The organism is Novosphingobium arvoryzae (genome assembly GCF_014652615.1).
Lineage (GTDB): Bacteria > Pseudomonadota > Alphaproteobacteria > Sphingomonadales > Sphingomonadaceae > Novosphingobium > Novosphingobium arvoryzae.
Genome location: NZ_BMZD01000002.1, coordinates 515,670 through 534,063, shown reverse-complemented (window position 1 = coordinate 534,063; position 18,394 = coordinate 515,670). Strand labels below are relative to the sequence as shown.

17 protein-coding genes are annotated in these 18,394 nt (G+C 53.8%); 16 read left to right on the top strand and 1 reads right to left on the bottom strand.

The features are described 5' to 3' along the window. Positions 1-52: 52 nt before the first annotated feature. From IE113_RS05915 to IE113_RS05890, 6 genes are all read left to right on the top strand, one after another. The gene (locus tag IE113_RS05915; RefSeq protein ID WP_268248094.1) at positions 53-1,690 is read left to right on the top strand and encodes a recombinase family protein; all 1,638 of its coding nucleotides are present in this window, start codon (positions 53-55) and stop codon (positions 1,688-1,690) included. Positions 1,691-1,845: 155 nt separating this feature from the next. Continuing rightward, positions 1,846-2,031, top strand: coding sequence for a hypothetical protein (locus IE113_RS05910; RefSeq protein ID WP_189539484.1), 186 nt, complete (start codon positions 1,846-1,848; stop codon positions 2,029-2,031). Between the two features lie 214 nt (positions 2,032-2,245). Further along, entirely contained in the window at positions 2,246-2,653 is a 408-nt protein-coding gene (locus tag IE113_RS05905) for a hypothetical protein (RefSeq protein ID WP_229822156.1), read from the top strand. A 56-nt stretch (positions 2,654-2,709) separates the two neighbouring features. Beyond that, the gene (locus tag IE113_RS05900; protein WP_189539483.1) at positions 2,710-2,853 is read left to right on the top strand and encodes a hypothetical protein; all 144 of its coding nucleotides are present in this window, start codon (positions 2,710-2,712) and stop codon (positions 2,851-2,853) included. Continuing rightward, complete coding sequence (locus IE113_RS05895; RefSeq protein WP_189539482.1) at positions 2,850-2,999, top strand: hypothetical protein; 150 nt, start codon at positions 2,850-2,852, stop codon at positions 2,997-2,999. The genes IE113_RS05900 and IE113_RS05895 overlap by 4 nt, the downstream gene beginning before the upstream one ends. Then, a complete protein-coding gene (locus IE113_RS05890; RefSeq protein WP_189539481.1) occupies positions 2,996-3,313 on the top strand; it encodes a DUF3768 domain-containing protein in 318 nt (105 codons plus the stop codon). Before IE113_RS05895 ends, IE113_RS05890 begins: the two co-directional genes overlap by 4 nt. 5 nt (positions 3,314-3,318) lie before the next feature. On the opposite strand, the gene IE113_RS05885 is transcribed toward IE113_RS05890, so the two are convergent. Further along, the gene (locus tag IE113_RS05885; protein ID WP_189539480.1) at positions 3,319-3,705 is read right to left on the bottom strand and encodes a hypothetical protein; all 387 of its coding nucleotides are present in this window, start codon (positions 3,703-3,705) and stop codon (positions 3,319-3,321) included. Positions 3,706-4,034: 329 nt separating this feature from the next. Here IE113_RS05885 and IE113_RS05880 point away from each other — a divergent pair, with 329 nt between their 5' ends. The 10 genes from IE113_RS05880 to IE113_RS05840 all read left to right on the top strand — a co-directional run bounded on the left by IE113_RS05880 (position 4,035) and on the right by IE113_RS05840 (position 17,907). Continuing rightward, positions 4,035-4,724, top strand: a complete 690-nt coding sequence (locus tag IE113_RS05880) for a hypothetical protein (protein WP_189539479.1) — start codon at positions 4,035-4,037, stop codon at positions 4,722-4,724. A 432-nt stretch (positions 4,725-5,156) separates the two neighbouring features. After that, positions 5,157-5,462 (top strand): DUF6626 family protein, encoded by a 306-nt coding sequence (locus tag IE113_RS16510; protein ID WP_505822852.1) that lies wholly within the window; start codon positions 5,157-5,159, stop codon positions 5,460-5,462. A gap of 36 nt (positions 5,463-5,498) precedes the next feature. Beyond that, positions 5,499-6,224 (top strand): hypothetical protein, encoded by a 726-nt coding sequence (locus tag IE113_RS05875; protein WP_189539478.1) that lies wholly within the window; start codon positions 5,499-5,501, stop codon positions 6,222-6,224. Between the two features lie 142 nt (positions 6,225-6,366). After that, entirely contained in the window at positions 6,367-6,819 is a 453-nt protein-coding gene (locus IE113_RS05870) for a DUF2846 domain-containing protein (RefSeq protein ID WP_189539477.1), read from the top strand. Between the two features lie 288 nt (positions 6,820-7,107). Then, positions 7,108-7,674, top strand: a complete 567-nt coding sequence (locus IE113_RS05865) for a tyrosine-type recombinase/integrase (protein WP_189539476.1) — start codon at positions 7,108-7,110, stop codon at positions 7,672-7,674. A gap of 95 nt (positions 7,675-7,769) precedes the next feature. Then, positions 7,770-10,613 (top strand): SNF2-related protein, encoded by a 2,844-nt coding sequence (locus tag IE113_RS05860; protein WP_229822155.1) that lies wholly within the window; start codon positions 7,770-7,772, stop codon positions 10,611-10,613. Between the two features lie 4 nt (positions 10,614-10,617). Next, positions 10,618-12,468: a tetratricopeptide repeat protein gene (locus tag IE113_RS05855; RefSeq protein ID WP_189539475.1), complete on the top strand. Its 1,851-nt coding sequence runs from the start codon at positions 10,618-10,620 to the stop codon at positions 12,466-12,468. Between the two features lie 134 nt (positions 12,469-12,602). Continuing rightward, positions 12,603-14,264, top strand: a complete 1,662-nt coding sequence (locus tag IE113_RS05850; protein ID WP_189539474.1) for a site-specific DNA-methyltransferase — start codon at positions 12,603-12,605, stop codon at positions 14,262-14,264. Continuing rightward, positions 14,257-16,953 carry a DEAD/DEAH box helicase family protein gene (locus tag IE113_RS05845; protein ID WP_189539473.1) on the top strand — a complete coding sequence of 899 codons (2,697 nt, stop codon included), beginning with the start codon at positions 14,257-14,259 and terminating at the stop codon, positions 16,951-16,953. Before IE113_RS05850 ends, IE113_RS05845 begins: the two co-directional genes overlap by 8 nt. A 12-nt stretch (positions 16,954-16,965) precedes the next feature. Next, complete coding sequence (locus tag IE113_RS05840) at positions 16,966-17,907, top strand: DUF4268 domain-containing protein (RefSeq protein ID WP_189539472.1); 942 nt, start codon at positions 16,966-16,968, stop codon at positions 17,905-17,907. Positions 17,908-18,394 lie beyond the last annotated feature (487 nt).

Here is an 18,394-nt window from a genome sequence, read left to right as displayed (position 1 = left end):
AATTGCCTTAACATGCCAAGAGCACGCACAAGCTCTACAGGTTTCCAACTCTATGTTTCAAGCAGCCATTTTGTACGCACGTTTCAGTACCATGGAGCAAGCCAAGGGCTATTCGTTAGAGCGGCAGCTTAGCGAAGGCAGAAGGTATATTGAGCAAAAGGGATGGTTTCTTGAGCAAGAGATTTCTGATCAAGGCAAAAGTGCTTTCCACGGATACAACCGCGTAGAAGGCTCGGAACTGCATAAGTTTGAGCAAGAGGCTAAGAACGGACTGCATACCGGCAAGGTCCTCGTCGTTGAGAACCTCGATCGCCTCAGCAGGCAAGGCGCAAAGCTTGCCGCACAGTTTATCTGGTCGCTGAACGAATGTGGTGTCTCCGTCGCGACGACCCATGACGACCAAATTTACAAGGCTGACAGCAGCGGAAACGATATGTTGGAACTGTTTTCCATCATTATCAAAGCGCAGCTTTCGTACGAAGAATCATTCAAAAAAAGCGAACGCTCAAAATCTTCTTGGGCTAACCGCCACGCTAAAATCAGAGACGGAAGCAAAGCTACAACCGCTATCAAGGCTCCGGCATGGATCGATAAAAAAGATGGCATCTATGTGCTCAACGAGTACCGCACAAAGGTTCTCAATGAGATATACGATCTGTACCTTGATGGTATCGGAATAGCCGTAATCACTCAAATCCTAAACAGTCGCAAAGAGCCAGTCTGGGCCGTGCGGAAGCGTGATGGCGAAGGAGGCTGGCATGAACCATATGTGCATCGCCTGCTTACTAAGAGAGCAGTCCTTGGAGAATACATAACGCTAGGCGGCGAAACACTCGCAAGCGACTATTTTCCGCAGGCAGTAAGTGCGGAAAAATTCAATCGCGTTCAAACTGCTTTAAAATCAAAAAGTCGTACGGGAGGTCACGCATACAAGCGTCTATCCAACCTGCTTTCAGGGATGGTCATTTGCGGCGCATGTGGGGGGAATGCAGCCTACGAAAACAAGGGAACAAACAACATTCATTATACTAAAAAGAACGGGGACCGAGTGACATACAAAAGGCGGCACTATGAGCGCCTTCGCTGCAACAATGCTCGGAGAAAGCACGCCTGCTCAAACAACACATTATACGACTACAAGGTGATCGAGGGTGCCATTTTGGACAACATTGGCGCATTGCTCGTCGAGGAGGAAGCTAGCGACAGACGGGCGAACATTTACCGAGAGCAGGTGGCTGAAATCACCCGACAGATCGAGGTCCAAACCAAAAAACTCGATAATTTGATTGATGCCTTGGCCGATGGCAGCAAGGCTATTGCGACTCGCGTCTTAGCTCTCGAAACTGAGATCGAGGAACTCAACAAGGCGCTTGAAAAGGCGCAAATTAGGGCTAACGCTGAAGATGCCGAGCCTACAAAGAAAAGCCAATTTGAAATCGTAGAAGCTCTTCGAGCTGAAATTAATGATCCTGACGACGACAGGCGGTTCCTCGCACGAAGCAAGGTGAATACGGCACTAAAGCGAATTGTCGATACGATCTATCTCGGTGAAGGCGGAAGCTTCCTTGTGTTCGGAGACGACAAAGACATTTGGATCATGTTCGGCCCAGATGGGGTTGATACGAGCATGAAACATGAGAAAACCTTACTCCAGTATGCCAATCTGCTGTCCTCGCCCGACTTAGGTTAATTGCTATGATTGACCTATGAATGCCATGCCTGCCGCGAAACTAAGGCGCGGCAGTTTGAGCATCTTAAGATGGCGTCAAATCTGCGGTCTGCGGGCCCTGTAGGCGTCTGGCGCATCGTTGGCAGGCACGAGTAGCGACAAGGCTAAATAGCTGTATGCGCTTCTACGAATTTGCCACCATCAAAACCACCAAACCCCTGAACCCGGCACAAGCCCGCATCGCTGCGCTCAAGCGGAACGTCGAAAACGGTCGAGCCGCTTTGAAACGAGAGAGGGATATGCAGCGCATAGCACGGGAACGTGAGGCCCAACGCAAAGCTCAGCAGCGCCGCACAGGCTAACCATTGTAGCTATGCCTCTCTCGCCAAACGGAAGGCTTTGGCTAGTTCCCATGCTTTGGCCGTGAAAACCGGCATTTTCTCACTGATCCTGCATCCCATTGGCAGGCCAATTCATCTTGGGACACTCAAGAAAATGGCCATGAAAGGCCTGATTTTCAGCCATTTCCGGTAGGAAGGCCAATCCAGCCGAAGTTACTTTGCCTTCATCAACACGATGAAAGGCATTGATATGTCCTCGCTTTCCAAGTTCACATTCAAGACGTTGGCCAAAGCGCCTCCGGTCGATCCCATTCAACGACGCCGCGACAAGATCATTGCCGCTATCGAACAGCAAAAGCTGGTGCTGGCAGCAGCGATCAAGGGCGAAACCTTCACAGTTCCAGCCAAAGCCGAAGGCAAGCCTGCCAAGGCAGTGCGAGCATGGTGGGTTGGGCAGGACAACGGCTATTACGTTCAATGCCGATACGGCGCTCGACCCTTGCTGCTCAACGCCGCCAACAACGCCGTGTTCGTGAACAAACTCGACGAAGTTTCTGCCGTGCTCACTGCCTTTGCCGCTGCCGCCAAAGCCGGTGAGCTTGATGCTGCAATGGCCGCCGTTGCCGAACGCAAGAAGGGGTAATGGCCATGGATCAATACCGAGCATGGGTCCGCGTACAGCCCACAGGAACCGATACGGTGGTCGTCGATGCTTACACCGAGGAAGAGGCAAGGCAGTATTGCGAAAGCCTCCACGGCGTTGGCTGCATCATCTTTATGGCACGGCGGAAGCCCGAATTCGTGGAAGCCGAACGCAAGCGCGAACGGGAGGCACGGCAATGAAGCAATATCGCCTCTGGGTTCGTCTCCCCAACGGCACCACCACCCATACCGTCATCACCGCCGAAAACGACATGGCTGCCAAGCAGCTCGGCGAAGCTATGTTCGGTCGGAACAATCTCCTCAATTGGACGAGGATCAGCTCATGAGTGCAGTCCGCATTGCAGAGCTGAATGATGCTGCTCGTACTTCGTTTATTGGCTGCCGGGTCGTGATCACCAAGGGCATTGCAGCCATGGATGACCTCGATGGCCTCTATGCCAAGGTTCGTGCTTTCAACGATTTCAATGAACGCAACGACCCATACGGAGAGCACGATTTCGGCAGCGTCGAGCATGAGGGCCAGACTGTGTTTTTCAAGTTCGACTATTATGATGTCGACCTGCTCATGCATTCACCAGAAGCCAGCGATCCAGCAGTGACCTGCCGTGTGCTGACGATCATGCTGGCTGAGGAGTATTGAGCTACTCAGGTATTACGTGCCAACCATGCTGCGGCCATCTTGGCGTATCGAACGCTCAGACGCTGCAAAAAGGTAGGCCCAGCAGCATCCGGATATCGCCTTCGGCCAGCCATGCCATCGAGCTCTTGTTGTGATCTCACATCAAAGTTCACGCTCCGAGCGCCGAACCATACGGTGCAGAGGTTCTTGCTGGCTCCGGTCCCGATAGTGGGCACAAAGATCCACCCTTGATCATCACGCTCCAGAGCAACGAACTCATCGTCGGGGCAGATGATGCGAACCTGACTGATGATTTCATCAAGCTGGGCGATAACGGCAGGGTTTGTCACGCCTTGGCATTGAGCCAACAATGCGCCAGTGCATTCAGACCCGTTGAAATACCTCTGTGGCATTTGCGTCTCCTGTCTGCCTTGGCATTATCCCATTCAGAGACGTCCGAAAAGCACATGCCTCACAGCGCACGTGAGGTGCGGTTAGATTAGATCACCATGGCCACGGTTCTCCGCATGGCGTAAAAATTGCGCAGCAGATTTTTTGCCACAGCTAAGCCTTTCGGTAGCTCGCGTGGCTTGCAGACCATAATGTGTTAAAATCGAACTCTAACCTGATTTTATGGGCCTGATTGGTTTTACCAAAAGGCAAGCTTTTTTACCCAAACCGAGCCAGATTATAGGCCGGATTTGCCGCCAAAGGATAAATATCTGCAAAGGGATATGCAGATATGAATTGGGGCAAGAAGATCGCCGAAAACTCAATCAAGAAGATCGTCAACGGTCCATATGACGTGACCGGCGTGTTAGCCTTCAAGGATGGCGAGCGCATCTGCCGCGAGAAGGCCATAAAGCTGTTCGAAGCATTCTTTCACAAGGCCGACCGCGTGTTCTTTGGCCGAGCAGCCGACAAAGGCTATGGCATCAATCGGCTCTGCTTTCTGGAATTCGGCAAAAGCCAAAAGTGCATCCACGTGCATTTCGTTGCGCAGTCCATGATCGATCCTGTGGTATTCTCAGCCATCCTGAACGTGCTGTGGAATACGCTTGATGCTGACACTGCTACACTGAAATCCAACTGGATCACACCCATTCACGACAAGCAGGCCATAGCGGAATATGTCACCAAGGAGATGTGGCGCTTTCGAGATGATAGCCTTGTTATAAACTGCGATCACCACAACGATGATCCCAGAGCTTACACCTCATTCTGCAATGACGCTCAGGCCCAGCGTATCGCAAATCACCTAACCGATGATTTGTTCGAGGCTGCGTTGGATAATGTTCCAGTTCATTCGGTTCTGATCCGTCACAAATTTAACGAACGCCAGCGGGCTCAAGCGAACAAAGACCGTGAGCGTGGACAGCGCATGGCAAACTCAATGGCATCACTCAGGCAATTTCTCTCCCAAAAAACTTAGGCACATTCATCAAGGCTTTCTCAGGCACCGCATAGGCATTCTTTAAGGCACATTATCAGGTTCTAACACAGCAACGGTCAGGGGTCGAAGTGCTAGGCATACGGCTCTCAAAAGGCATCATCATGGCGCATTGTTATGGCTTATATCGTTGGCATTGAAGGTAGGTTGTGGACGTTTTCACCGCCTATCCTCGTTATACAATAAACAACAACACACTCCCTGCATATCAAACACAATGAAGCACAATGAGCACACATTGAACATCACAACACGCACATGATGAACCCACAATGATCCACCATAGGCCATAGTGCCTTCGCCACATCCAATCACCTTTCCCCATTTGATCCCCAGATATATCCACAAGGCAATCACACGAGGTTCACGCTTCTTTACGCTCCCTAAGCGTGATCCAGCGTCGTTCATATAAATATGGATATGAACACATCACTTATCGAGCACATCTATCTCATATTACGCAGTGCTAAGCTCACAACTACACGACAGGCGTTCAGCCGGGAGTATGTGGGCAAGAATCAAAACTGGTCTGCATATCAGGCTCACATGAAGCGCGACTTTTCCATAGCGGGTGCGATCAATTGTCTGCGCTCGATACGCTTATGTAAGGAGCGTGATGCAGCGTTAGACCTTGTACAGCTATGTGCATTGCGTGAAGCTGAGGCCTTGCTGCTTGAGCATCTCAATGAACGCTACAGCGTTGCCGACATATGTGCATGATTGGCAGATGGCCTGCTCTCGGGCACATATCGATTCATGTACCCCTTCAAATACATTGCCGATGACGCCGCCGCACTTGCACATTCCCCTGTGCTCAGGGCTGCATTGCTGACATTCGAGTTTATCGACACCCACGGCCCCATCGAGCTCACACCCTCCAAGGCGCTCAAGCGTTATTTCGTAACATGGGCTGCAGAGGCATTTGCATGGCCCTACTTCACTGCGGCAGAGCTCTATGCCGTCAATCGGGTTCTCAATGAACAGGACTTTCCGCCACTTGTCATGGTCCACGATCTGCTGCTGAGCACGAAACTGGCGCGGCATTACCGGGGAACATTGCGTTTGACGGCTTTGGCTCAGGAATTGCGATCAAAGCCCGGTGAGCTGTGGCGTTTGCTCACGAATCACCTGCTCTTCGTCATGGATCACAGCCGTTACACCCGGTTTAACGACGCCGTTGGCAGGGACTGGCTCACGTACCTCAACGTCATAAACATCGAAGCCGAAATGGGCGTCACCGAAGCTCGGCTGTGTTCTTTGTTCTATGGCGGCGACGAAACCCGCTTCCGTGGCGTGGACTACGAATACGTCCTCGCGCTCTATGCTCACGTGCTGCGGCCACTTTGCTGGGCGGGCTTGTTATCCGAACAGCGGCAAGGGCGTGGCTTGGCTCGCACAAAGCTCTTCGTAAAAACGCCCTTGTGGGCTGCGGCACTGCATTTACCCACTGACAAGCACGTAACCTCTCCCACCCGGCATTAATTGCTCCACCATGCCTATGGTCTCAATCTTATCTGCTCGTGCTTAGTTGCGTGCCTGACGGTTTCGGTGCATCGCGCAACCTGAAATGCTGAGCTGCTGCCGCTATCTGCGAGGCATTTGCTCGGCTCATAAGGAGATGATCATGAAGCGTATCGTAGCCGCCGTGGCTTTTGCCTGCTGTGCCACTGCCAATGCCCAAGAGGCTGAAACCACTGTGCAAGCAGCTCCCATTGCCGCGCCGGAAACTGTCACCGCTGCTGCCGCGCCGCAGACAGGTAAAATCGTGGTGTATAGGCAGGGCGCCATGGTTGGCTTGGCTCTTGGTTGCCCAATTCGCTACAAAGAACGCGAGGTAGTGGAGCTGGGCAGGAACAAGTATGCTGAGCTCAATGTTAAGCCCGGGCGCTATATCCTAACCAACAAGACCAGCTCCGTGCAGGTTGAGGTGGCTGCTGGCGAAACTCAGTATGTCCGCTGCACCATCAAAATGGGAATGCTGACCGGGCGTGCTGACCTCCAGTACGCAGACAAGGAAAGCTTTGACAAGCAGGCTCACGAGTTCCAGAAGAAAGAGCCGCTTTTCACGCCTGAATAAGCGGGTGGCGTGCTGGCACAGTGCGCACCTTACATTAGCGTATTCTCATATTTGTGTCCCGGCCAGAAACCTCCCTCTGCGCCGGGATACTCCATTATGGGCAAAGCAAACCAGAAAACGGGCTCGCACTCCCACTCGGCATTGAGGTGAAGAAATACATAAAAGTTCACCGACCACGGCTATCCCACTGAGATCTATGAGGTCTTCACCGCCCCCCTTCCGGTAGGAACGCCCTTCTGATGAAAATATGCTGAGCACAGCAGAAAAGTTCATCAAGGGGTGATGGAAATGGCAAAAGCGAAGGTGCTCACCAAGGACGAGGTGCGTCGTGTGCTGCGCATTGCGGAAACAGGCAGTCACGGGCAGCGCGACAAGCTGGCATTGGCACTGAGCATCATGGGCGGCATGCGTGTTGGCGAAATCGCCGCGCTCACGATAGGCGATGTGCGGGGCTTGGATGGCAGGGCAGTGGACATCATTCACCTCGCCAAGCACCAGACCAAAGGCAATCGGTCCCGGCGTGTGTTTGTTGGGGACGAGCTGCGCCGGATTTTGACGGTTTTCTTGGGTCACTCAAAGAATCTGCCCGATGCAGCTCCCCTGATCCGCAGCTCTCGCACGGGCAAGCACATGTGCACCGTCACGCTGAGCACGAGGATTAAGGCCATTTACCGCGCAGCGGGCATTGATACCAGCAGCCACGCAGGTCGCCGCACGTTTGCCACGAGGAAGAACGAGCTGGGCATTGGCATGGCCACGATCCAGCAGCTCATGGGCCATTCCTCGATCCAAACCACCGCCCTCTACTGCCATGTGTCGGATGAGCAGCTCAGGAACGCGGCTAACGCGGGGTAAAGTTGGTCTTTCACCGAGGTCATCGGTCGAAAGGCATCGAAACGTTCCAAAATAATATGCTAGGCTTGTCCCATTGATTCCGCGCTGGGGGCATTTTGGTCAGTTTCACTAAGGTTCAGGGCCACTATCACGCCCATAAGCTGACTTTGGCGGGAGTGGACGAGGATGCGTTCACCCGCTCCCTGACGTCTGCCCGAGTTGAAATGAACCCGCATCAGGTCGATGCGGCCTTGTTCGCCCTCAAGTCGCCGCTTTCCAAGGGCGTGATCCTCGCGGACGAAGTTGGCCTCGGCAAAACCATTGAAGCTGGGCTGGTAATCTCGCAGCGTTGGGCTGAGCACCGCCGTCGCATCGTGTTGATCGTGCCTGCATCGCTGCGCAAGCAATGGCAGCAGGAGCTCTTCGATAAGTTTTCACTGCGCAGCACCATCATCGAGGCTGCGACCTACAATGCCATGCGCAAGGAAGGCCATCGTCGCCCATTCGAGGCTGCCGAAGGCGTTGTCATTGTTTCCTATGAGTTCGCCGCCCGAAAGGCCGTCGAGCTTGAGCTGGTCAAATGGGATTTGGTCATATTCGACGAAGCCCACCGCCTGCGCAACGTCTACAAAAAAGGGGGCTCGCAGCGGGCCAAAGACCTCAAGGATGCCCTGCGCGACCACTTCAAAATCTTGCTCACTGCCACGCCGCTGCAAAACTCCCTTATGGAACTCTATGGCATCGTCTCGATCATCGATGACGACCATTTCGGCGGGGAAAACGCCTTTCGAGCGCAGTATGCTGCGAGCAGCACAAAAGCCACGGCTCTTGAGGTACTCAAGGAACGCTTGAAGCCCATCTGCCACCGCACATTGCGCAAGCAGGTGCAGCAGGCTGGGCATATCAACTTCAAGCAGCGCAATGCCCGCACGTTCACGTTCGATCCTACCGCCAGCGAAGTTCAGCTCTACGAGGCGCTATCGGAATTCCTGCAACGCAAGGACACGATCTCCTACGGCGACAAGGCCAATCAGCTCGTCGTCCTCCAAGTCCGCAAAATCCTCGGATCATCGACCTTCGCCGTTGCCAGCTACCTTGAGAAACTAATTGAGAGGCTCAAGGCCAAAGGCTGCGCATCGCTAGACCTGACCGACGACATCGAGATCATCGACGAACTGGCCGAGGAAGCCGATGAAGACGGCGGAGACGATGGCAAGGAGCCAATCGATCCCGCCAAGCTTGCCGCAGAGATCGCCGAGCTAGAAACATACCTGGAGCTAGCTCGCTCCATCGGCAAAAACTCCAAAGGCGAGGTGCTGCTCAGCCAGCTGCCTGCCGTTCTCGACGAAATCGCCAACAAGGGCGGCAAGCGCAAGGCAGTGATCTTCACGGAGAGCGTTCGGACGCAGATGTATCTGAACGACCTCCTTGGGCGTCATGGCTACGGCGGTCAGATTGTCCTGATGAATGGCTCCAACTCGGATGCCGAGAGCAAGGCCATCTATGCCGCATGGAAGGCGCGGTATGCAGGCACTGACAAGATTTCCGGTTCCAAGACGGCAGACATGAAGGCTGCAATCGTTGAAGCATTCAAGAGTGATGACAAGACCATCCTCATTGCTACGGAAAGCGGTGCGGAAGGTATCAACCTGCAATTCTGCTCCCTGCTGATCAATTTCGACCTGCCGTGGAACCCGCAACGGGTGGAACAGCGCATTGGCCGCTGTCACCGCTATGGGCAGTTGATCGACGTGACCGTGGTCAACATGCTCAACCTCAAGAACCAGACTGAGCAGCGTATTCACCAGCTTCTCAGCGAAAAGTTTCACCTGTTCGACGGCGTTTTCGGTGCCAGCGACGAGGTGCTAGGCACATTGGTCAACGGGCTGGACTTTGAGCGGGAGGTTCTGCGCATTGTCCAAGAGTGCCGGACCGAGGAACAGGCAGAATTCGAGTTCAACATCCTGACCGAGAGCATCAAGGACCGTATTGATGCCGACATGGCCGCTGCCCGGACCAAGGTGCTGGGAGAGCTGGACAGCGCGGTTGTCGAAAAGCTGCATCACCGTCAAAACGCCCTCGCAGCCAGCATACCTGAATTCCGCCAACGGCTGCTTATGGTGGCGCAGGCAGAGCTGGATGGCGCTGCATTCCCTCAGCCCGATAGTGAGCACTTTACCTATCATGGGCAGACCTACACGACCGCATGGCCGGTGGCCGATGAGCAGGATTGGCAGTTCTTCCGCGTATCGGACGGACTTGGCTTACAGATCGTTGACGAAGCCAAGGCACGGGATCACGCCTCATCGCCGGCGGCAATCCGGTTCAAGCCCAAAGAGTATCCCTATGCAGGTCAGATGACCGCAGTGAATGCGCTGTCTGGGCAGTCGGGATGGCTGCGGGTTTCCAAAGCGACAATGCCCACCCCAGATGCCCCTCGCGAAGAGCTGTTGATTGCCTGCGTGACTGACAGTGGAGAGGTCATTGCCTCGGAAATTGCGGACAAGATGTTCATGGTTCCGGGCGAGAATGCCGGATCGGTTAGCGCAAAGCCGGATGAGGCGAGGCTGGAAGCCCTACAATCGGAGCAGTTCTTCGCCTTCTCTGATCGCGTGAAGCGCGAAAACTTCGAATGGATCGAAGCCGAAGAAGAGCGGCTGGATCGCTATGCAGCGGACATCGAGATCGAGCTTGATGCGCTGGTCGATACGATGGAAGCTGAGATCAAGGAGCTGCAACGCCAAAAGCGTTCGCCTGACCTGTCGATGGAGCAGAAGCTTGAGCTGAGCCGTAAGATCAAGAAGCTGCAAGGCGATGTGGACGATACCAAGCTATCCAAGTTCGAGCGCCGCAAGCAGGTGCGCAAGGAGGTCAGTGATAAGCTTGACGAGTTTGCTGAGCAGCTCAATCAAAAGCCCAAATTTGATAACCTGCTAACAATGCGCTGGGTAGTCGAGTAGCTGAATGCTGGATGGATTTGGCCTTTACCCTAGCGAGATCATCATTGATCTAGATAGCTATGCTGGCCCGTCCAACCATGTTCGGAAGTTTGAAAATCGTAGGGGATGGTTAGTCGCAGCAGAGCTTTCTATCGAAAGCGAAGGTGAGGTATACAATTACCAAATTCTCGCTGCCTGCGATGAGTATGGAAATTCCATAAAGAGCTTTCAAGCGGCTCACCTAACTGAATGTGGCTGTTCATTTCCGAGGGTATGCGAGGAGGTGCCACCTGCTGAGCTCAACGACATTGTTGCTGAGGAAGTTGAGTGGATGAAAAGGCGTTGGCTTCGGGAGGCCGACGCCGATATGCGCGACTTATATAAAGCTAATGAGGCTCTCATTCTGCAACTCGAACATCAACTAGATCGACACCTCAAAAACCTCGATAGACAAATTTCCGACCTTCGGCGCTTGCGTCGGATGGGCGAAGCATCGTCGGATGACGGCATCCCCTATCTCCGCCTGATTGCAGAATGTGAGGCACGGCAAGACCTCGAGTTATCGGAATTCAAAGCGGAGCGGCAACGTATCAGGGACGAGTTTGCCGAACTAGAAAAGCGAGCTCTATCGAAACTCCGCTTCAAAACTCACCTCGACGTGCACTGGCTCGTTAACTGGAAAGGAGCCAAGCGATCCGATTATCAAGCAGATCAAATCGTACAGACCGTTCTCAGCTACATTGAAGCTTATAATGATCGTGAAGGTAGCTTTAGATCGAGCATCACGTCGGCCAGAAATGATCGCGTTCGTGAGCAAGATTTTGACGACGACACAGATAAAATTACCCACGAGATTAGGCGCAGAAATACTGAGGAACAGAAGAGAGGCAGGAAATCACCTAATCGCGAAAGACATTCGAGATTTGATGAAGTCCCCCAAGCATCCCATATAATTTTCAGCAATTCCATTGCGTTGGCAGTAGATGAACTGGCCGCGCTATCCATAGAAAAAGATCCTATGGGCCAACTGATCGCATTAGCCGAACAGGGTGATGCTGACGCTCAATTCAGTCTTGGTATGAGTTTCGCTCATGGCGACGGTGTCGAACAGGACTATGCAGAAGCTTTTCGATGGTACAAAATGGCGGCAGAGCAAGGCAACTCTGACGCTTGGTGCAACCTTGGAGTGCTTTATCACAATGGTGAAGGTGTAGCGCAGAACCTCGCAGAAGCATTCAGATGTTATCTAATTTCAGCAGAACAAGGTAACAGCAATGCGCAGTGGAACCTAGGCGTCCTCTACGACAACGGCGAAGGCGTCGATCAAGATGATAAAGCCGCTTTAAACTGGTATCGGCTTGCCGCAGGTCAAGGCGATCCAGATGCACAGTTTCAAACTGGTCAAGCCTATGACTATGGCCTTGGGGTTGCATCGGATTGGTTAGAAGCTGTGACGTGGTATCGTCGGGCAGCCGAGCAGGAGCATTTAGATGCACAATTTCGTCTATATGAACTGCTCAAGGCACTCAAGTCGCTCCCAGATAGCGCATTAGAGGCAAATGTTTGGCTCGCTAGAGCTGCTGATAATGGACATCTCGAAGCTCAGGCGATTTTGCAGGCTCTAGCCTTACATTCCGCGCAGGCGGCTGCCTTGCCGGAAGCGCCGAGCACAGAAGGGGTGGTTTTCCAGCCCAAGCGAGCGAACGCCGAAGGGGCGGGCCATGTTCTTCTTTCACATTGCGATGATGAAATTGCAGGAAAAATGTACATTGAAATGCCACGTTGCCCATGCTGCAATCAGAAGATTAACGAGCCAATGCAGGCGGGTCAGCAAATTACGTGTCCATCATGTAATGAGAGATGGGTGACAAGCTGAGGATGATAGGCGCCATCTACACAAACATGGCCGACGGCAAGGCACACCAGAAGTGATGAGTTGAACATGATATGGCCAAAACGTGAGATAGATTGTTCGATTTTGGCTATAAGAGGTAAGCAAAACTGCGCACTATGACGAAGAAAACCAAACTTGAACTGACTTGGCCCGGCAAGGATGAGCGCCCGAAGCTGGAGCCGCGCATTCTGATCGAGAACCCTGATAAGAGCTATCACGCCAAAGTGCGGCGCGAGGGCGACATCTTCGACAACATGCTCATCAAGGGCGATAACCTGCTCGCGCTTAAGGCGCTGGAGCAGGATTTCTCTGGTAAGGTGAAGTGCGTTTTCATCGATCCACCGTACAACACCGGATCAGCGTTCGAGCACTACGACGATGGGCTGGAGCATTCTATTTGGCTGAGCTTTATGCGCGACAGGCTGGATATCTTGAAGCGCCTCCTATCGGATGATGGCTCTCTTTGGATCACGATTGACGATAACGAAGCGCATTACCTGAAGGTGATGTGCGATGAAATATTCGGTCGTTCCAACTTTGTGGCTAATGTTGTTTGGCAGAAAACTCTCACGAGACGCAACGACGCTCGTTTGCTGTCGAACGCTCACGACCATGTTCTTATTTATGCAAAAAATGCAGATATCGCGGTTTTTAATCGCGTTGCGAACGATGAAAAGCAGAGGGCAACCTACACGAATCGGGATAACGACCCTCGCGGTGATTGGTTGGCCGTTCCTATCCATGCTCCAAATCTTCGAGCGAATTTGGAATATGAAATCATAACCCCTGGAGGAAGGGTCTTAACACCACCCAGTGGCAGGCATTGGGCGACAACCAAGGAGAAATTTGAGGAACTTGTGCGTGATAACCGAATATATTTCGGTCGAGATGGCAACGGTATGCCGCAACGCAAAAAGTTCTGGGCTGAGAACGAGCAAGGTCTCGTAGGCTGGACTTGGTGGTCGTATCAAGACGCAGGCGAAAATCGGGAAGCCAATAAAGAGGCAAAGGAATTATCATCTCTTGCGTCGATAGATAATGTCTTTTCCACTCCAAAGCCTGAGAAGCTTCTGAAACGGATAATCGAAACCGCGACATTGCCGGGCGACATAGTGCTGGATAGCTTCTCAGGCTCCGGCACAACCGGAGCTGTGGCTCACAAAATGGGCCGGCGCTGGATCATGGTGGAAATCGGGGAACACGCCGACACCCATGTGTTGCCTCGTCTCCAAAAGGTAATCGACGGCACCGACCAAGGGGGCATCAGCAAGGCTGTTGATTGGAAGGGTGGTGGCGGCTTCCGCTATTTCACCCTCGCGCCATCGCTGCTGAGCCAAGACAAGTACGGCAACTGGGTCATCGCCAAAGACTACAATCCGGCGATGCTCGCGGAAGCCATGTGCAAGCATATGGGCTTCACCTATGCGCCGTCCTCTGATCCGCAGGAATACTGGCTGCACGGCTCATCAACCGAAACCGACTTCATCTACGTCACGACGCAAAGCCTCACCTACGACGCCTGCGCCAAGATTTCCCATGATGTCGGCCCGGATCGTTCCCTGCTCATTTGCTGCAAGGCCTATGACGAAGGCGCGGATGCGTTCGAGAACCTGACGATGGTGAAAATCCCGACCTCCATCCTGCAGAAGTGCGAATGGGGCCGGGACGACTACTCGCTGAACATTCAGAACCTGCCAATGGCTGAAGATGAAGCGCCGGAAGAAGCGCCCTCGACCGATGGCTTGCCGCTCTTTGGTGGGGAGAACGCCAATGGCTGAACCCGTCAACGAAACCCGCATTCGTCGCCAGATAGCACAGCGCCTTAGCCTTCGTGCGCCGCAAGAAAATGCCCTGACCATCTTGGGCGATGTGCTTGCCAAGATGGATTTCGCTCAGACCAGCGATCTTGTTGAGTTGCTCAAGGAAATTCAGGGGCAATATCCCTCAGTCCAGTCGTTTGAGCGCGATTTCCCGTCGCTCTGCTTCGCGCTGGCAACGGGTGTGGGCAAGACCCGGTTGATGGGGGCGTTCATCGCCTTCCTTTACCTCACCGGGCGCTCAAAAAACTTCTTTGTTCTCGCGCCGAACACCACGATCTACAACAAGCTGGTCGATGACTTCTCCAAGCAGTCGTCGCCCAAATACGTGTTCCGGGGCATCGCTGAGTTTGCCCAGACGCCGCCCATCATCGTAACCGGCGACACATGGCAGGAAGGGCGCGGCATTCGCGGCTCAGACCTGTTCGGCTCGGAAGCCATCATCAACATCTTCAACGTCGACAAGATCAACAAGGAAACGGGCAAAATCCGCAGTTTCCGTGAAACGCTGGGCGATAGCTACTTCGACTATCTCTCCAAGCTGCCCGACCTTGTGATGCTGATGGATGAGGCGCACCGTTACAGGGCCAAGGCCGGTGCCAATGCGATCTACGAGCTTGATCCCAAGCTAGGCTTGGAATTGACCGCCACACCCAAGACGGTTGGCGCAAGCCCCAAGGATTTCAAGAACGTCATCTATAATTATGGCCTCGGCAATGCGATGGCCGATGGTTTCGTGAAAGAACCTGCCGTAGCCACCCGCGCTGATTTCCGCGCCTCGGACTACGATGCCCAATCGCTTGAGCGGATCATGCTTGAGGACGGCGTGCACTATCACGAGCACGTGAAGAATGAGCTGGAGCTCTATTCCCGCGAAACAGGACGCAGGCGGGTTTATCCCTTCATGCTGGTTGTGGCGCAGGACACCAAACATGCCAAAGACCTGCGCGATCAGATCGAAAGCGATGACTTTTTCGCCGGAGCCTACAAGGGCCGCGTCATCGAAGTGCACTCGAACCTGAAAGGCGAGGAAAGCGACGAGGCCATGCAGCGCCTTGTGACGCTGGAACATGCGGGCGACACGGACATCGTCATTCACGTCAACAAGCTGAAAGAGGGTTGGGACGTTACCAACCTCTACACCATCGTGCCGCTTCGGGCCTCGGCTTCCGACATTCTGACCGAACAGACCTTGGGGCGTGGTCTGCGTCTCCCATATGGCGAGCGCACCGGGAATGAGGCCGTTGATACCCTGACCGTTATTGCCCACGACCGATTTGATGAGGTGATCAAGAAGGCACGGGAGGCAGACTCCCTTGTCCAGATCAAGGAATACCGGATCGGCAACGGCGGCGATATTTCGACCGAGCCGGAAACGATCATCAAGGTCGAGCCTAAGTTTGTCTCGGACCTGACGGGCACAGGCTCTGAATTGCCCGCTGCATCCGACAGCCAGCCCAAACCTCCAATCTTCACGACAAAGGAGGAGCGTCAGGCCGTCGCAACCACCATCGACATCATCCGCGACAAGTATGAGCGCCAATTGAAGGGCGGCGTGAACGAGCTGCAAAAGCCCGAGGTACAGCAACAGATTGCCAAGGATGTGCAGCGCCTGACCCAAGCGCAGCAAGGCACCCTCGAAGGCATCGTGGCACCCACCGATTTCGCCAAGGTCGTGGCCGCTGTCGTCACCAGCATTGCCGAAAACACCATCGAAATCCCGGAAATCGTCATCCTGCCGAGCCGCGAAGTGAACTTCTGGTTTGAGGATTTCGACCTGACCGGCATCAGCGATGTGCGGTTGCAGCCAATTTCAGACAAGCTGCTGATCCGCAATCTGCGTGATGAATCGCAGCGCGAGCTGGCACGGGCGCTTGAAGGCCCGAAGGAAAGCCAGGTGGAGAATTATCTGGTCAAACACCTGATGGATTACCCGCAGGTTGACTACGACACGCAGGCTGATCTGCTCTACAAGCTGGCGGGGCAGATGATTGACCACCTCCGTAGCTATCTGCCCAATGAGCAGGACGTGGAGAATGTCGCCCTTGCCCATGGCAAGATGCTCGCGCAGCGCATTTTCGCGCAGATGAAGCTGCATTACCGCGAAACGCCAGCGGATTATCAGGCCAGCAAAACGCGGTCATTCCGTACCTTGCAGCCACAGCATTACAGCCACGCTGCGTCTAAGCTGTTACCGCTTACGCAGGCTGCGACGCCACTTTCTGCAACGCCGAGCTTCGTGTTCCAAGGCGGGGCGAAGAGCCCGTATCAGTTCCACAAGTTTGACAGTGACCCAGAGCGGCGCTTTGCCGTGCTGATTGACAGCGCCTTTGAGAAGGACGTGCTGCGCTGGCTCAAGCCGGGCTACAACCAGTTCCGCATCGAGTACCAGTCAGGCAAGCGGTACGAGCCAGACTTCGTAGTGGAGACAGTGTCCGAGAAGCTGATTGTCGAGATCAAGGCCGAAAACCAGATGACGGACCCGGTTGTGCAGGACAAGGCGCGAGCGGCCAAGGAATGGGTCAAACATGCCAACCAGTTTGTAGCCGAAGGTGATGGCAAGACATGGCGCTATGCGCTGATCTCTGACCAAGCGATCAATGAGAGTGCCACTCTGGCAGGCTTGCTGGCTAAATTTGGCAGTCATTGAGAGGGAGGCGGTATGGCTATCGGTAAGCTCGAACGGGTGCCTTTGCGTGAGGTGTGGGCGCACGAGGCCTACGATTTCACGGCATGGCTTGAGCAGAATATTGACGTTGTGAACGAGGCGTTGGACCTTGAAATCGTCAACGTGGATCGTGAGCAGGCTGCCGGAAAGTTCAGCATTGATCTGGTTGGCGAAGATGCATCAGGCCGTAAGCTAATCATCGAAAATCAGCTGGAAAAGAGTGACCACGACCATCTCGGTAAGCTGATCACCTACCTCACGGCCATGCAGGCAAAAGCTGCCATTTGGATCGTCAGGGAGCCAAGGCCCGAGCACGTTGCTGCGATTGGCTGGCTCAATCAGGCACTGGATGCCGATTTCTACATGGTCAAAGTGGAAGCTGTGCGTATTGCCGGTTCACCCGCCGCACCACTGCTGACGCTGATTGCCGGTCCATCCGAGGAAGCTAAAGAAGTCGGCATGGCCCGTAAGGAGTTTGCCGAGCGATATGCCATCCGAAATCGCTGGTGGACCGATTTGATTGAACGTTCCAAACCGAAGTCTCGTCTCCACGCTCATATCACCCCCGGCGACTATTCTTGGATAGGGGTAAGCTCTGGCTTTCGCGGCCTAAACCTGAATTATTCAGTCAAGCAGGACAGCCGCACGGCAGAGCTTTACATTGACCGTGGTAAGGGCTGTGAGGACGAGAACAAGGCGCTGTTCGACCAACTTGAAAGCCATAAACCTGAAATCGAAGCGGCCTTTGGCGGTCCGCTGAGGTGGGAAGGGCTGGAAGGTAAGCGGGCATGTCGCATCAGCATGACTTTGACAGATGGCGGCTACCGCTCCTCCGATGAGCTTTGGCCTGCTCTTCAGGACAGCCAGATTGACGCGATGATCCGCCTCGAAAAAGCTTTGAAACCGTTCATTTTGAGACTCAAAGGCGAACGCTGATCGGCATGAAATCGGCTAATCATCTTGAGCCACCCAAGAAAAATGGCATGGTGCCAAAGGTAACAAAGCACCATGCCATCAAGGTGGCTGCGCGGCGGCCTAACCTTTGGCGGACGCGGTTTTGCCGTTCTTGACATGAGGCCCAATGTAACTGGCAGCAATTTCCTTCATTGAATAACTGCAGCCGACTAGGATAAGGTAAAGTGAGATTGGGTCGGGAGGAGCGTCGCGTTGAAAGGGGCTGGGTTAAGCTGGGGCACTCGAGGTTTTAGGGTGGGGCGATCACCCGCCGGACGATGGTGGATTGCCCTAGGATTACCTTTAGGCTTCAGGTACTTCGGTTACCTCAATGGATTGCGTCGAAATGATGACGAGCACAATCCGGTCGAGCAAGTACCTCAAGCTTACGACGCAACGGCAACAAAGCGACGGTCTCGAATGATCAAGTGGAAACAACTCCGTTAGGCGTAAAGAGCGGGTACTTCGG

Bases quoted from the DNA above. Each gene is read 5' to 3' on its own strand.
- IE113_RS05915 (WP_268248094.1), top strand. From the start codon at position 53: ATGTTTCAAGCAGCCATTTTGTACGCACGTTTCAGTACCATGGAGCAA.
- IE113_RS05910 (WP_189539484.1), top strand. From the start codon at position 1,846: ATGCGCTTCTACGAATTTGCCACCATCAAAACCACCAAACCCCTGAAC.
- IE113_RS05905 (WP_229822156.1), top strand. From the start codon at position 2,246: ATGAAAGGCATTGATATGTCCTCGCTTTCCAAGTTCACATTCAAGACG.
- IE113_RS05895 (WP_189539482.1), top strand. From the start codon at position 2,850: ATGAAGCAATATCGCCTCTGGGTTCGTCTCCCCAACGGCACCACCACC.
- IE113_RS05890 (WP_189539481.1), top strand. From the start codon at position 2,996: ATGAGTGCAGTCCGCATTGCAGAGCTGAATGATGCTGCTCGTACTTCG.
- IE113_RS05885 (WP_189539480.1), bottom strand. From the start codon at position 3,705: ATGCCACAGAGGTATTTCAACGGGTCTGAATGCACTGGCGCATTGTTG.
- IE113_RS05880 (WP_189539479.1), top strand. From the start codon at position 4,035: ATGAATTGGGGCAAGAAGATCGCCGAAAACTCAATCAAGAAGATCGTC.
- IE113_RS16510 (WP_505822852.1), top strand. From the start codon at position 5,157: ATGGATATGAACACATCACTTATCGAGCACATCTATCTCATATTACGC.
- IE113_RS05875 (WP_189539478.1), top strand. From the start codon at position 5,499: ATGTACCCCTTCAAATACATTGCCGATGACGCCGCCGCACTTGCACAT.
- IE113_RS05870 (WP_189539477.1), top strand. From the start codon at position 6,367: ATGAAGCGTATCGTAGCCGCCGTGGCTTTTGCCTGCTGTGCCACTGCC.
- IE113_RS05865 (WP_189539476.1), top strand. From the start codon at position 7,108: ATGGCAAAAGCGAAGGTGCTCACCAAGGACGAGGTGCGTCGTGTGCTG.
- IE113_RS05855 (WP_189539475.1), top strand. From the start codon at position 10,618: ATGCTGGATGGATTTGGCCTTTACCCTAGCGAGATCATCATTGATCTA.
- IE113_RS05850 (WP_189539474.1), top strand. From the start codon at position 12,603: ATGACGAAGAAAACCAAACTTGAACTGACTTGGCCCGGCAAGGATGAG.
- IE113_RS05845 (WP_189539473.1), top strand. From the start codon at position 14,257: ATGGCTGAACCCGTCAACGAAACCCGCATTCGTCGCCAGATAGCACAG.
- IE113_RS05840 (WP_189539472.1), top strand. From the start codon at position 16,966: ATGGCTATCGGTAAGCTCGAACGGGTGCCTTTGCGTGAGGTGTGGGCG.